The sequence below is a fragment of the Synechococcus sp. R6-5 genome, assembly GCF_047461775.1.
Classification (GTDB): domain Bacteria; phylum Cyanobacteriota; class Cyanobacteriia; order Thermostichales; family Thermostichaceae; genus Thermostichus.
In genome coordinates, this window is record NZ_JANSHV010000041.1 from 1 (window position 1) to 12,306 (window position 12,306).

Genomic DNA, 12,306 nt, shown 5'->3' on the forward strand with positions numbered 1-12,306 from the left:
CCAGAGCCGGGAAGTATGGGATGGAGCAAAGGATACAGACCGCTTTACTACTCATCAATCCATTCAATCTCTCCTGCTGGGAGAGAAGTTGGGGGTGACAGCCTGGGAAACCCTCTCAGACCAATTTGACCAGTCTGCGCGCCCCTTTCATAGCCCTACCTGTCCTCAGTTCCCAATAGGTGCTCGCCAGATCCGGCTGAGGTTAAGAGAATCCCATAGCCCCCCAGCCCATCATTGACTATGATGCGGGCGTGAGGTGTGAATAAGTACCTAAACAATGGCAACCCAACGCATTTGCTTTGCTCAAGTCTCAGATGTCCACCTGATGCCCGAGACGGGGTGCCGCTGTTGGTGGATGTCCGATTCCCCCCGCCGCCAGTTGGAAGCCGCCGTTGCCCATCTCAACCAGGTGCCCGATCTGCACTTCGTGGTGTTTACCGGGGATTTGGTGGATCAAGCGGATCCGGAGAGCTTTCAATCTTTCCAGGAGATTGTTGCCCAACTGCGGGTGCCCTATTACCTCAGCCTGGGCAACCACGATATCGACACCCTGAGGAGAAAGGGACGCTTTAACCGAGATCAGTTTATCCGTTGGTGCCAAAGCCAATTTCCCCTGTCCCTGGCTCCCACTGGTTACGTCGATTACAGCCTTTCCCCTCTGCCCGGGATCCGCTTGATTGCCCTCGACGCCAGCCTGGGACGCTTCCCTTTGCCTCAGGGCGTGCTCCGCCCCTCCCAACTGCACTGGCTGGGCGAACATCTGCAAACGGTGCCGGAAGAATGGCTGATCCTGCTGATCCATCAGCCGCCCTTCATTGCTCCCACTCAAATGGACGCGGTTTTGTTTCGCAAGTACCGGCTCCTCAGCGAACCAGCCTCGGCGCTACACGCTCTCTTGGCCCGTCACGGACGGGTGGTGGCGGTGCTGAGTGGCCACCTGCATGTGCCGAAGGTGTATGTCCGCGATGGGATCCCCTACCTGACAGCACCTCCTCTAGTGGGGCCGGTTTCGGCTCTGCGGGTGTTTGAGCTGGAGGTGAACCCACGGCGAGGGGTGTTGCGCTACCACTGGGTTAAGTTGCCGGCATTGGATCCCAGCCCCCTCTGGCACGGCTTGGTGATGGGGATCCGACGGGATCGCTGGGGACAAATCCCTCTCCGGGCCAAGGGATCCCGCTCTCTCCCTCTGCCCGCTGCCGCCTGGTAATCAAAACCCCTAAAGCTTGACCGAATTAGTGTAGATTAAAAAAAGCAAAAATCGTCGAGTTCGGTGTCTTCCCCCTATGACGGCAAGCCTTTCTCCTTCTAGCCGCTGGGAGCTGGCGGCTCAAGCGCTGCGGGAGCAGTATCAACCTCAAGTGGCGTCCCTGAGCGAACGGTTTGAGCCTTTGTCGGCAAGCGACCTGCTCACCTGGGCGGTTGAAGAATTTGGAGATGGGCTGTTGCTGGCCTGTAGCTTTGGCCCGGAAGACCTAGTGCTGATCGATCTGCTCACGGCGATTAACCCCCGTGTTCGCGCTTTTTTTCTGGACACCGATTTTCACTTCCCGGAAACCCTACAACTGCGGGAGCAGGTGTTGGCGCGCTACCCCCACTTGCAACTGCAGATCTTCAAGCCCTTGCTTACCCCGGAAGAGCAGGCAGCTCAATACGGGCCAGAACTGTATCGCTCTAACCCCGACCTCTGCTGCAACATCCGCAAGGTGGAGCCCTTGAATCGTGCTCTGGCCGGTTGCACCACTTGGATTACAGGGATGCGTCGGGAACAATCCCCCACCCGCGCCGATATCGGCAAGGTGCAGTGGGACGGCAAGCGCAACCGCCTCAAACTCAACCCGCTGGCTGACTGGACAAATGGCCAAGTTTGGAAATACATCCTTGACCACGGGATCCCTTACAACCCCCTGCACGATCGCCACTACCCCAGTATCGGCTGCCTCCACTGCACTGCGCCTGTTGAGCCAGGGGCGGATCCCCGCTCTGGACGCTGGAAGGGCACAAGCAAAACCGAATGCGGCCTGCATACCTAACCCATGACTGCTTCCTCCATCCTTGAGGTGGCTCAGTTTGAAATTACCCCCGGCTCTGAAGCCGCCTTTGAAGCCGCCATCGCTCAAGCTTTCATCTATTTGCAGCAGGCCGACGGCTACCAAGGGCACCAACTGCAGCGCTGTCTGGAGCACCCTCAGCAATACCTACTGCTCGTTCAGTGGGGATCCCTAGAGGCCCATCTGGTCAACTTTCGCCAATCGGAAAACTTTGTCCGCTGGCGTGCCCTCATCGGGCCCTACTTTGCTCGCCCACCCCAGGTGCTGCACTACCAGTTGCTGACGGGATCCCCTTTTTGATTTGAAATAGGGCACCTGTCCACTCTCCACCTAGGTTGACCCCAATGGGACAGGTTAAGATGTGATATTATTTGTTTCCGGCCTTCAGGCAGATGCACAGCGGCATCGCTCGTAGGGGCTGTTAACTCAGTGGTAGAGTACCACCTTGACACGGTGGGAGCCGCTGGTTCAATTCCAGCACAGCCCATGTCCTTGACAGAAGCTCACAAGACTCTGCTCTGGGAGCGGGTTACCGTGCTGGGCCGAGCCTTACCCTGCAGGTCTTGCGAAACTGGGGATCCCTCGCCGCCACGGACTCTATTGGTAGATGTTGGCCGCTTTTAACATGTGGTAGGTGATCAGCAACTGAGTCAAAGCCAGGGGATAGCTCTGGAGCAGCTCGCCGGTGGTGCCGATCAATTGGCCGATGTTGGGGTTTCCCTCTAAGCTACAGAACTTGCCCAGGTAAGGGATTTCGTTGCAGAGCATCCGCTCCAATTCGATCACTTGGCTGGCCGTAGCATGGGCATCAATCTGCAAAACATCGACGGGCTTGCCCATATCCCGATCCAAATCCAAACGAATGGCAGAGCTAAGGTGATTGTCGCGGGCATTGAGGATTTGCCAAAAATCTGGGTGAGGAATGGTGGGGCGCAGCACCAAGCGTGCATTCAGCAATACCTCGTCTTGGTCGGATCCCTCTTGGGGCGGGTAAAAGGTGACCACTACATCGGCCCATTGGCGCTGTGGACGAATAAAAGCCTCTGAGTCGGGTTCGCGCTTTTTGAGCTCTTCTCGCACTTGCTCTTCGGTATATCCGCGCTTGCGGGTGTCCCGCTTAATCTTCCAAAGGGCTCGTAAATGTTCTGGGGGAGCCAAATAAACCTTGACATCGTAGCTATCCCGCATACCACGGGTAAAGTAGCCCAGCAGCCCTTCGACAATCACGTATTTGTTGGGCTTGACGTACTCTGGCGGGTCAAAGGTGCCGGTGCTGTGGTTGTAGACGGGCTTTAGGATCGGCTGGCCGGTGCGCAAGAGCGTCAGGTGCTGCTGAACGATATCCAGGTAGTTGCAGTCGGGATGGAGGGCTGTAATCCCCAGTTCAGCGCGTTGTTTGCGGTCGTAGCGGTGGTAGTCGTCGGTGCAGATGACAGTGACGTTTTCTTCCCCCAAGACTTGGGCAATGCCACGGGTGAGGGTGGTTTTTCCAGCAGCACTATCGCCAACAATACCCAGAATAATCGGGCGCTGAGCCACGGATCCCTCTCCTGAATCGTGAACCTGGGGCAGAGAACTCGGACAACACCGGCCAAACTCAACTTCGTTTCGACCTGCGGATGGCCCCGATCAGAGAACAGGGATTGTCGGTCAGCAAACGAAGTTAAGCAAGCATTATCGGCTCTGGAGGGTATTGGGGCAAGAGAACGTTACAGCTTTTTTCAGCGGAGCCCTATGGATCCCTATACTGGAGTAGAAGCACTGGAAGGCATCAAAGCAGCAAGGGTAGCATTAGGTCAGACCGCTAGAGGGGGAAGCAACCGATGGGATTGTTCGATCGGGTCAGCCGAATCATTAGATCCAATATCAGTGCGCTGGTCAGCAGCGCCGAGGATCCGGAGAAAATCCTGAACCAGACCATTCAGGACATGTCTGAGGATCACTACCAGATGCGGCAAGCGGTTGCCCAGGCCATTGCTGCCCAGAAGCGGATAGAGCGGCAGTATGAGCAAGCACAGCAGAGTGTTGATGAGTGGCAAAGACGCGCCGAGTTGGCCCTGCGCAACAACAACGAAGCTTTGGCTCGGGAAGCGCTGGTGCGCAAGAAAACCTTTGCCGAGACTGCCCAAAGCCTGAAGCGGCAGTTGGATGAGCAGACTAAGCAGGTGGAGATCCTGAAGTCCAACATGACCAAGCTGGAGAGCAAGATCGCTGAGGCCAAGACCAAAAAGGACATGCTCATCGCTCGCGCCCGCGCCGCCAAGGCTTCCCAGCAAATCAATCAGGTTATCGGGCGGGTGGACGCCACAAGCGCCTTTGCTGCTTTTGAGCGTATGGAGGAGAAGGTGAACTCCCTGGAAGCTCAGTCGGCGGCAGTGGCAGAGCTGGCGGTAGACAATTTGGAAAACCAGTTTGCCGCTTTGGAGGCGGGTGGCTCGGATGTAGATCACGAGCTGCTGATGCTCAAGGCGTCGATCCAGGGTCAGTTGCCCTCTGGAGGGTCAAAGTCCTCAGGCCAACCTTCCACCGCAAGTGAGAGCGAGGTCGATCTGGAGTTGGAAAATTTGCGCAAGGAGATTGACCAGCTCTAACAGGCGGAATGTCGCTCTCCTCCGACTCTCAAGGCTTGCCGGGCTGAGTTTGGGCCGGGGGGTGGTAAGCTAACCAACAAGAACTCTGACAGCCCTTCTGCCGACCAGCAGGGCAAAGTCTGTCAGTAAAGCGTTCCACCTCGAGTGGCAGGGATCCCCAGAGGGTAATCAACCTGCGAAAGGGTCACAGCCTGCTTCCGGCAGGGCTGAGGTTAGTTTGCCTACGGTTTTGTGAGAGAACAAACAGCGATGACAACAGCAAGTATCAAGCCTCTCTTGGATGCCAAGCAACTGTTGCAGGCTTATGCGTCTGGCCAACGGGATTTTTCGGGCTCCAACCTGAGCGGAGCGCAGTTGAGTGGCGCGAATTTGAAGGGCATTATCCTACGGGATGCCGACTTGAGTGGGGCCGATTTGCGCGAGGCGGATTTGTCGGGAGCAGATCTCTCGGGAGCCGACCTGCGCGGAGCCAAGCTGCGACGGGTGAACCTGATTGGGGCTAAGTTGGTGAAGGCAGACTTGCGGGGGGCCAACCTCTACCGGGCCAAATTGCTCAGGGCCGACCTCAGCGAAGCCGAGCTGAACCGAGCCGATCTGCGGATTGGGGCCGATCTGCGCGGAGCCATCATCACCAACACCCATTTTCGCGGTGCCCTCTACGACGAGTACACCAAGTTCCCGGATGGCTTTAACCCTACGGAGATGGGCATGTAGCCGGAGCTTCCCTCAGGGGATCAGGTTCTGCCACAGTTGGGCCATGCCTTCGGCAGCCGCTACAAAGGGCGGGTTGTGCAGGTCGGGCTTGTTGTAGCGCAAGGGATCCCCTGCCAGATCGGTAACCCTTCCCCCCGCCTGCTCCACAATGCACTGGGCAGCGGCAGTATCCCACTCCATGGTGGGGCCGAAGCGAGGGTAGAGATGGGCAGATCCTTCGGCCACAAGGCAAAGCTTTAGGGCACTGCCCACAGACTTCACTTCCAGAGAGCCACAGCGCTGCCGCAGCCGCTCGAGGAACTGCTCCGTCTCCGGGTTGCTGTGGGAACGGCTGGCCACCACTTGTAGGGGTTCTTGGGCGTAAGGGCAGGTGCGGATGGGCTGTTCGTGAACGCAGGACGGAGTCCTTTCCCTCTTGCAGGCCCCCAGCTTTTGGGCAGCCGCGTAGGTGAGGCCCAGAGCTGGGGCATGGACGACCCCCAGGATGGGGATCCCTTCCTCGATGAGAGCAATATTCACCGTAAACTGGCCGTTGCGCCCGATAAACTCTCGGGTGCCATCCAAGGGATCCACCAGCCAAAACCGCTCCCACTGTTGCCGCTCTGGGTAAGGGATCCCGCCCGATTCTTCCGAGAGCACCGGGATCCCTGGGGTCAACTCTTGCAGGCCCTGCAGGATCAGGTGGTGGGCAGCCAGATCCGCCTCAGTTAGGGGGGAGGCATCTGCTTTGAGTTGGATCGGCAGCGATTTTTGCCGATAGAAGGGCAAGATGGCCTGCCCTGCTGCTTCTGCCAGGCGGCACACCTCAGGCAGGAGAGCGGCCAGATCTTGAGCCTGCACGGATCCCTCCCCAAGCTAGAAACGCACCGGAATGGCATGGGCGGCCAAGTCGGCTTTGATCTGCGCAATCGTCAGCCGGCCATAGTGGAGCAGCGAGGCCAATAGAGCCGCTTCCGCCCCTCCCTCCTGCAGAGCTTGGCGGATATGAGCACACTCCCCTGCTCCTCCTGAGGCAATCACCGGCACCGACACCGCCTCGGCCACCCGCCGGGTTAGCTCCAGGTCATAGCCGGCCTGGGTGCCGTCGGCGTCCATGCTGGTGAGCAAGATCTCCCCTGCCCCCCGCTCGGCCACGCTTTTGGCCCACTCCACCGCGTCCAGGCCCGTCGGCTGCCGCCCCCCGCGCACGTATACCTCCCATCCCCCTCCCTGCGGCTTGGCGCGAGCATCAATGGCCACCACAATGCACTGGGATCCAAACCAGCGGCTGGCTTGAGTCACGAGATCAGGATCCCGAACCGCTGCCGAGTTGAGGCTGACCTTGTCCGCCCCGGCCCGCAGCAGTTGTCGGATCCCCTCCAGATCGCGGATCCCCCCTCCCACCGTGAGGGGAATGAACACCTGCTCTGCGGTGCGCCGCACCACCTCCAGCAAGATCTCCCGCTCTTCGTGGGTGGCGGTGATGTCCAAAAAGACCAGCTCATCGGCTCCTGCCTGATCGTAAGCCTGGGCCAGCTCCACCGGATCCCCGGCATCCCGCAATTGCACAAACTGGATCCCTTTCACCACCCGCCCTGCCGCCACATCCAGACAGGGAATGATCCGTTTGGCCAACATCGCTCTCTCCCGAGGACTCCATACCGCTAACGCGAACAGAGGGGAACAACTGGGGATCGTTTTAGCCGAAGCTGATGACCAGGAAGGGTTCTTGAAACTTGGCCCCGGTCACCTGCCGACCTGCCAAGCTGGGGGGCAAGAACAAATTGCGCCGCTGATCTCCGGCGGTAATGGTCAGCTCCGGGCCTGACTGGCTCAGCTCGATTTGGGCCTTGCTGAAGCCGGGAATAAACAGCTTGACTGTACGGGCTCCCTCGTCGATGGCCACGGGCGGCGGCACATCCGGCACAGCGAACATCCCCCCCACCGCTGCTTCCAAAGCCGACCAATCGGATCCCTGACGCAGGGGGAGTGTTCGTAGTGTCAGCGGGAAAAAATCGGCGGCCGAGACCTCTCCCGGAGCCAGAGGGGTAACCCAGAGGCCACCCACCGTCAGCCCCACCATCTGAGCACTCCCCCAAAGGTAACGGGCGGTTTGCACGGCCATCGGGTCAGGGGTGGTCACCAGGTGGGCCAACACGCGGCGCGGATTGGCAATAGCCTGTCGTCCCTGCTCCAAAAGGTTGGTCATGCTCCCCAACCGCTCCGGCAGATCCTCCAGGGAGGAAAATTCCACGGTGCTTACCGAACGCAACAAGGGCTCGGCAAAGGGTCGCAGGGTTTTGGCCAAGTCGGATCCCAAAAAAGCCTTGGAAGCCCGCCGCCAGTACCAACTGGCCACCTCCGGGATCCCAAAGGCCCGCAAGGTGGTCAGATCCCCTGGCCCATCGTAGAGAATGCAGTCGTATTGGCCGCTGGCATCGTAACGGCGCAGAGCTTCCAGGGCCAGGGCCTGATCCATGCCCGGCAACACCCCCAGTTCCTGGCCGTAGATCTCCCGGAAAAAGGGGGTGCGCACGTATCGGGCTTCCAGCTCTTTGGCCGCCGTCCAGAACTGCTCCAGCAGCTGGGTTGTCCGCAACTGCACCACGCTCAAGTTGGCAGCAATGGTCACCGGCTCGCCGGAAAGCGGGATCCCGCCCAAAAGCATTTCCAGCCCCGGCCCCGCCTGATGGCCCACCAACAGCACCCGCCGCCCCTGCTGGGCTGCGGCCCGAGCTGCCGCCACGGCCAAGGTGCTCCGACCTGTGCCCCCCTTGCCCAGAAAGGTGAGAATTTGGCTCATTCCCGCTCCTCCCGATTCCGCTCTCCCGCCTCTCCGTAGATATCGATGTACAGAGATTGACCTGCCAACTGAGCTGCGGCCATCATCACCTGTCGAATCGCTTGCAGGGTGCGCCCGCCCCGCCCGAATACCCGCCCCCGATCCTTCGGGTCAAAGGCCAGCCGCAGCCATACCTTTCGCCCGCCACAGGTGGTTTCCACATCCATTTGAAGAGAGGCGCTGCTGAGCAACGGTTCGATCAAAAGATGGGCGAGAGCCTTGTAGTCTGGCATAGAGAGCTAGACGACAGGAGGGAACAACTGGCCAAGCCAAGCTTAGCCGACCCTAGGCCTCAACCGCTTCCTCAACCTGAGGCTTTTCAACTTCAGCTTCTGGAGGACTTAATTCTGCCGCTGCTGTCTCAGTGGCAGCTTCGCTCAATTCAGACTCGGGAACATCGGCGACCTCAGCCTCGGCCACGGATTCTGTTGCAGGGGCCTCTTCTGCCGCCTCAGGGATCCCAGCTTCAGGCTTGGCCATGGCCGAGATGCGAATCGAGGCAACCACTCCGCCTTCCCCTGCTTTCAACATCTCGTAGATGCCGGCCTTTTTGAGGAGACTGTCCACGGTCTCTGTGGGCTGAGCGCCACAACGCAACCACTTCAGCAAGCCTGCCGTTTGCAAAACCGTCTCCTTGGTGCGCGGGTTATAGTAACCCAGTTCCTCTAGCGGACGGGCTTCACGGCGGCTTTTACTTTCAATGGCGATGATGCGATAGCTGGGTTGCCGCTTTTTTCCGTAGCGCTTGAGCCGCAATTTGACCATGGGGTATCCACTCCTTGGGGGACGCTCCGCAAGCTGTAAAGATCCAAATCCAAAAAAGAGTTCGCCTAGACCCGCCAAGCCTGCTGAAGCTCCAGAGCCTCGCTCCGAGCCTTTGGCGTTTGGCCGGTAGACACAGGCTTTTTATTTTAAGCGATTTTCTGCTTGACTGGAACTTGACTGGAAAATGTCCGACCCCGGTTTGGAAGGCAACCTTCATGGCAGAGTTGAAGAGAAAACCCTACACTCAGCAGCAACTCCCATGATCAACTACGCCGATTTGACAGACGAGCAGCGCCAGCTCTACCTCAAGGCCCTGATCGCGGTGGCCCGAGTAGATGGCCAGTTGGACGAAGAAGAAACCTCTTTCTTCATGCAAATCGCAGAAGGGGTAGGCATCGAAGCGCCACTGGCCCAAACCTATCTGGCCGATGAAGCAGGTGCACCTTTGGATATCAGCGGGATCCCGCCCATGCGCAATGCGGCAGGGGCCTTGATCCTGCGGGATTTGGCAGCAATGGCGGTGGTGAATAGCCAGTTGGTGGAAAAAGAAGAGGAGCTAATTTTCGAGATCGGCAAAGCCATGCAGTTCAGCGCTGAGGAGATCAACGAGTTTATCGACTGGGCCTTCATGGGACTGCAGTGGCAACTCAAAAGCGCATCTCTGCTGGAGCGCTATACCCAGCCCTCCCCCCAACCTTCTGAATGACCTGGGGTACTAGATAGCATCACAACGGCCAGCCCCCGCTGCAGATATTGACAGCCCAGTTTGGCGTTCCCCTGAGCCAAGCAAGGGGAGACTTTCATCAAGTTAAATCTGGCCATCGAGACTTAGCTGATAAAGCGATCCAGAGCCCGCTGCAACTCCTCCAGCTCCACTTCGATATTGCCGGTCTCGATGGCATGGCGGATGCAGTGGCGAATGTGATCGTCCAAAATTAGCCGCGCCACCCGATCCAGCGCTCCCTTGACGGCGGCAATTTGCAGCAGCACATCTGGACAGGGCTGATCCTGCTCGATCATGGAGCGGATCCCACGCACATGCCCTTCGATGCGAGCCAAGCGGTTGGTCAACTTGCGCCGAGACTGGGGATCATGATGGTGAGGCTGGGCCCGCCCAGACAGCGGCGGCTTTTCCAGCGCCAGCTCCCACTCCTCCTCCCAATCGGGTTCTGAAGGGAGCGGTGGAACGGAATGAGATCGAAGTGGGGGGACGGGATCCGACATAAAAAGGGCAAAGGACTGCCTGCATGATACCGCTTGGTTTTCCCCGAGAACGATGGGGTACTCTACAATAGAAAAAGATGTGAAATTTTGTAAAACCTCTCATACTTTGGCTCCATGACCTCTGTGCTCTCCCCCTTTGGCCCTGTAGAAGCGGATCTGGAGCGTTTACGCCAGAACCTGACGCGGTTGGTCAGTGCCAAGCACCCCATTCTGGCCATGGCTGCCGAACATCTGTTTTCGGCGGGGGGGAAAGGGATCCGGCCAGCCATTGTGCTCCTCATCGCCCGCGCCACCACTCCAGATGGAGAGATTACCCCACGGCATTGGCGCTTGGCAGAGATTACTGAGATGATCCACACGGCCAGCCTGGTTCACGACGATGTCATCGACGCTGCCGATGTGCGACGGGGCATCGATACGGTGAATACCCTCTTCGACAATCGGATAGCCGTGCTGGCGGGGGATTACCTCTTCGGCCAAGCTGCTTGGTACTTGGCCAATCTGGACAACCTGGAGGTAGTGAAGCTCCTTTCCAAAGTAATCATGGATTTGCCGGAGGGAGAGGTGCGCCAGAGCCTCACCCGCTTCGACCCGGATGTGTCGATGGAAGACTACCTGGCCAAGAGCTTCTACAAAACGGCCTCCCTCATGTCCGGCAGTTCCAAGGCTGCTGGCCTGCTGAGCGGGGTTAGCGAGGAAGTGGCGGATCGCCTGTTCGATTTTGGGCGGGATCTGGGCATTGCTTTTCAGATTGTCGACGATCTGCTGGATTTCACCGCTTCGGCAGAGACGCTTGGCAAGCCTGTGGGATCCGACCTCATCCAGGGCAACCTCACTGCACCCGTTCTGTTTGCCCTAGAGGAATTTCCCCAGATGCGAGAGCTCATTCTCAGGGAGCTGTCCAACCCGCAAGACCTGAAGCAGGCCCTGGAGTGGGTGTATCAAAGCGAAGGGATCCCACGCTCTCGTCAGTTGGCCCGCGACTACGCCCAGCGGGCTGCCGAAGCGCTGTATAGCCTGCCGGACTCTGCGGCGCGTCGTGCTTTGTTTCAGATGGTGGACTATGTGCTGGAGCGGCTGCACTGAGCAGTCCCGACAGGGTCAAGCTGGCTTTCTACCGGGCTGTGTTGCCCAACACTTGGGCCTCTGGAAGAAGCTCAGGATATTCTGGCGGGGCGAAAAAGTGTAGGCGATTTGGGGGCCAAAAGCGAAAAATGGTGTTGCCGATGATGTTTTCTTCCGGCAAGAAACCCCACACATGGGAGTCTTGGCTGTCGTTGCGGTTATCCCCCATCACAAAATAGGAGCGGGGAGGAACCACGAATTCGGATCCCTGATTGGGAACTCCAGGACAGCGCTCGCCAGGGCAAGAATAGTCGGGGGGGGCATAGATGTAGTCTTCCCGCAGCGGGATCCCGTTGATGATGACCTCACCGTTGGCGATGCGAATGCGATCTCCCGGCAGGCCGATCACCCGCTTGATGTAGGCCCCGTCGAAGTTCAGTTTGGCGGGAGGGTTGAAAACAATAATATCGCCTCGTCTGGGCGAACCAAAGCGGTAGCTGACCTTTTCCACCACCAGCCGATCCCCTTCTTCCAGAGTGGGCAGCATCGAATCGGAGGGGATCCAACGCGCCTCTGCCACAAAGGTGCGAATGCCGAAGGCCAGCAACAGAGCCAGCACCACCGTCAGAAGGTTTTCCCGTTGCGCCTGCCACCAGCTGCGGGATCCCGAGCTGGCAGGGGTTTCCCCTGATGGCGACTGGGGCTTGGGCAGAGGAGTTGGATCTTTTGACGGCATGGAAGCTAACGAACAAGACTTCACGATCTCAAGATTACCGCACCCAATCCAGGGCAGCAGAATGGGAGGCCCTCCCATTAAACCCCTGCCGGAGAGACGAACAGTCGGCAATAGCATAGGATTGGTATCCTGGTGTACCGTACTCGCGACTGTTAGCCCCTATGACGATTTCAACAGAAGAGCGCCTAGAGCGGGTCGAGCGCCTGGTCGAGGCCAATAGCCAAGCAATAGCTCGTCTCACCCAACAACAAGAGGAAGTTTTGAGGCGGATCGATCGGCTCTCAGGGGATAGCGAAAAACTCTCGGAGCGGGTTGAAAAGCTCTCGGGCGATGTCGAAAAGC

General features: G+C 58.5%; 15 protein-coding genes, 1 tRNA gene and 1 pseudogene. 9 read left to right on the forward strand and 8 right to left on the reverse strand.

Annotated elements, in window-relative coordinates; translation table 11 throughout:
* Positions 1-277: 277 nt before the first annotated feature.
* The 4 genes from NW818_RS02145 (at position 278) to NW818_RS02160 (ending at position 2,535) form a co-directional block, all read left to right on the forward strand.
* On the forward strand, positions 278-1,207 hold the full coding sequence (locus tag NW818_RS02145) for a metallophosphoesterase family protein (protein WP_011432093.1): 930 nt from the start codon (positions 278-280) through the stop codon (positions 1,205-1,207).
* A 76-nt stretch (positions 1,208-1,283) separates the two neighbouring features.
* The gene (locus tag NW818_RS02150) at positions 1,284-2,030 is read left to right on the forward strand and encodes a phosphoadenylyl-sulfate reductase (RefSeq protein WP_414413381.1); all 747 of its coding nucleotides are present in this window, start codon (positions 1,284-1,286) and stop codon (positions 2,028-2,030) included.
* Positions 2,031-2,033: 3 nt separating this feature from the next.
* Positions 2,034-2,348 (forward strand): antibiotic biosynthesis monooxygenase family protein, encoded by a 315-nt coding sequence (locus NW818_RS02155; protein ID WP_414423722.1) that lies wholly within the window; start codon positions 2,034-2,036, stop codon positions 2,346-2,348.
* A gap of 115 nt (positions 2,349-2,463) precedes the next feature.
* A tRNA-Val gene (locus tag NW818_RS02160) sits at positions 2,464-2,535 on the forward strand.
* Between the two features lie 110 nt (positions 2,536-2,645).
* Here NW818_RS02160 and NW818_RS02165 read toward each other — a convergent pair.
* Complete coding sequence (locus NW818_RS02165; RefSeq protein ID WP_414330145.1) at positions 2,646-3,587, reverse strand: phosphoribulokinase; 942 nt, start codon at positions 3,585-3,587, stop codon at positions 2,646-2,648.
* Between the two features lie 284 nt (positions 3,588-3,871).
* On the opposite strand from NW818_RS02165, the gene NW818_RS02170 reads away from it, so the two are divergent.
* Together NW818_RS02170 and NW818_RS02175 are read left to right on the forward strand one after the other, a co-directional pair.
* Complete coding sequence (locus NW818_RS02170) at positions 3,872-4,639, forward strand: PspA/IM30 family protein (protein ID WP_414423723.1); 768 nt, start codon at positions 3,872-3,874, stop codon at positions 4,637-4,639.
* 249 nt (positions 4,640-4,888) lie between these two features.
* The gene (locus tag NW818_RS02175; RefSeq protein WP_011432098.1) at positions 4,889-5,353 is read left to right on the forward strand and encodes a pentapeptide repeat-containing protein; all 465 of its coding nucleotides are present in this window, start codon (positions 4,889-4,891) and stop codon (positions 5,351-5,353) included.
* A 12-nt stretch (positions 5,354-5,365) separates the two neighbouring features.
* Here NW818_RS02175 and cysQ read toward each other — a convergent pair whose 3' ends face one another.
* From cysQ to rpsP, 5 genes are all read right to left on the reverse strand, one after another.
* Positions 5,366-6,193 carry a 3'(2'),5'-bisphosphate nucleotidase CysQ gene (gene cysQ, locus NW818_RS02180; protein ID WP_414416973.1) on the reverse strand — a complete coding sequence of 276 codons (828 nt, stop codon included), beginning with the start codon at positions 6,191-6,193 and terminating at the stop codon, positions 5,366-5,368.
* A 15-nt stretch (positions 6,194-6,208) separates the two neighbouring features.
* Complete coding sequence (gene hisF, locus NW818_RS02185; RefSeq protein WP_414416972.1) at positions 6,209-6,970, reverse strand: imidazole glycerol phosphate synthase subunit HisF; 762 nt, start codon at positions 6,968-6,970, stop codon at positions 6,209-6,211.
* Positions 6,971-7,031: 61 nt separating this feature from the next.
* Positions 7,032-8,135, reverse strand: a complete 1,104-nt coding sequence (locus NW818_RS02190; protein WP_414423724.1) for an ArsA family ATPase — start codon at positions 8,133-8,135, stop codon at positions 7,032-7,034.
* Positions 8,132-8,407: a KH domain-containing protein gene (locus NW818_RS02195; RefSeq protein ID WP_011432102.1), complete on the reverse strand. Its 276-nt coding sequence runs from the start codon at positions 8,405-8,407 to the stop codon at positions 8,132-8,134. Before NW818_RS02195 ends, NW818_RS02190 begins: the two co-directional genes overlap by 4 nt.
* A 52-nt stretch (positions 8,408-8,459) precedes the next feature.
* The gene (gene rpsP, locus NW818_RS02200; protein ID WP_414423725.1) at positions 8,460-8,939 is read right to left on the reverse strand and encodes a 30S ribosomal protein S16; all 480 of its coding nucleotides are present in this window, start codon (positions 8,937-8,939) and stop codon (positions 8,460-8,462) included.
* Between the two features lie 184 nt (positions 8,940-9,123).
* On the opposite strand from rpsP, the gene NW818_RS02205 reads away from it, so the two are divergent.
* Entirely contained in the window at positions 9,124-9,645 is a 522-nt protein-coding gene (locus NW818_RS02205) for a TerB family tellurite resistance protein (RefSeq protein WP_414383714.1), read from the forward strand.
* Between the two features lie 122 nt (positions 9,646-9,767).
* On the opposite strand, the gene NW818_RS02210 is transcribed toward NW818_RS02205, so the two are convergent.
* Positions 9,768-10,163, reverse strand: coding sequence for a metal-sensing transcriptional repressor (locus NW818_RS02210; RefSeq protein WP_011432105.1), 396 nt, complete (start codon positions 10,161-10,163; stop codon positions 9,768-9,770).
* A 114-nt stretch (positions 10,164-10,277) separates the two neighbouring features.
* Between NW818_RS02210 and sds the strand changes: the two genes are divergently transcribed.
* On the forward strand, positions 10,278-11,249 hold the full coding sequence (gene sds, locus NW818_RS02215; protein WP_041436149.1) for a solanesyl diphosphate synthase: 972 nt from the start codon (positions 10,278-10,280) through the stop codon (positions 11,247-11,249).
* A gap of 28 nt (positions 11,250-11,277) precedes the next feature.
* On the opposite strand, the gene lepB is transcribed toward sds, so the two are convergent.
* On the reverse strand, positions 11,278-11,964 hold the full coding sequence (gene lepB, locus NW818_RS02220; protein WP_041436160.1) for a signal peptidase I: 687 nt from the start codon (positions 11,962-11,964) through the stop codon (positions 11,278-11,280).
* Between the two features lie 161 nt (positions 11,965-12,125).
* Here lepB and NW818_RS02225 point away from each other — a divergent pair.
* Positions 12,126-12,306 (forward strand): annotated as a pseudogene (locus NW818_RS02225) (hypothetical protein); the annotation flags it as partial.

Excerpts from the sequence above, each read along its gene's own strand:
- rpsP (WP_414423725.1), bottom strand. The coding sequence starts at position 8,939 with ATGGTCAAATTGCGGCTCAAGCGCTACGGAAAAAAGCGGCAACCCAGC.
- sds (WP_041436149.1), top strand. The coding sequence starts at position 10,278 with ATGACCTCTGTGCTCTCCCCCTTTGGCCCTGTAGAAGCGGATCTGGAG.
- NW818_RS02210 (WP_011432105.1), bottom strand. The coding sequence starts at position 10,163 with ATGTCGGATCCCGTCCCCCCACTTCGATCTCATTCCGTTCCACCGCTC.
- hisF (WP_414416972.1), bottom strand. The coding sequence starts at position 6,970 with ATGTTGGCCAAACGGATCATTCCCTGTCTGGATGTGGCGGCAGGGCGG.
- NW818_RS02205 (WP_414383714.1), top strand. The coding sequence starts at position 9,124 with ATGTCCGACCCCGGTTTGGAAGGCAACCTTCATGGCAGAGTTGAAGAG.
- NW818_RS02195 (WP_011432102.1), bottom strand. The coding sequence starts at position 8,407 with ATGCCAGACTACAAGGCTCTCGCCCATCTTTTGATCGAACCGTTGCTC.
- NW818_RS02170 (WP_414423723.1), top strand. The coding sequence starts at position 3,872 with ATGGGATTGTTCGATCGGGTCAGCCGAATCATTAGATCCAATATCAGT.
- NW818_RS02155 (WP_414423722.1), top strand. The coding sequence starts at position 2,034 with ATGACTGCTTCCTCCATCCTTGAGGTGGCTCAGTTTGAAATTACCCCC.
- lepB (WP_041436160.1), bottom strand. The coding sequence starts at position 11,964 with ATGCCGTCAAAAGATCCAACTCCTCTGCCCAAGCCCCAGTCGCCATCA.
- NW818_RS02175 (WP_011432098.1), top strand. The coding sequence starts at position 4,889 with ATGACAACAGCAAGTATCAAGCCTCTCTTGGATGCCAAGCAACTGTTG.
- NW818_RS02145 (WP_011432093.1), top strand. The coding sequence starts at position 278 with ATGGCAACCCAACGCATTTGCTTTGCTCAAGTCTCAGATGTCCACCTG.
- NW818_RS02190 (WP_414423724.1), bottom strand. The coding sequence starts at position 8,135 with ATGAGCCAAATTCTCACCTTTCTGGGCAAGGGGGGCACAGGTCGGAGC.
- NW818_RS02150 (WP_414413381.1), top strand. The coding sequence starts at position 1,284 with ATGACGGCAAGCCTTTCTCCTTCTAGCCGCTGGGAGCTGGCGGCTCAA.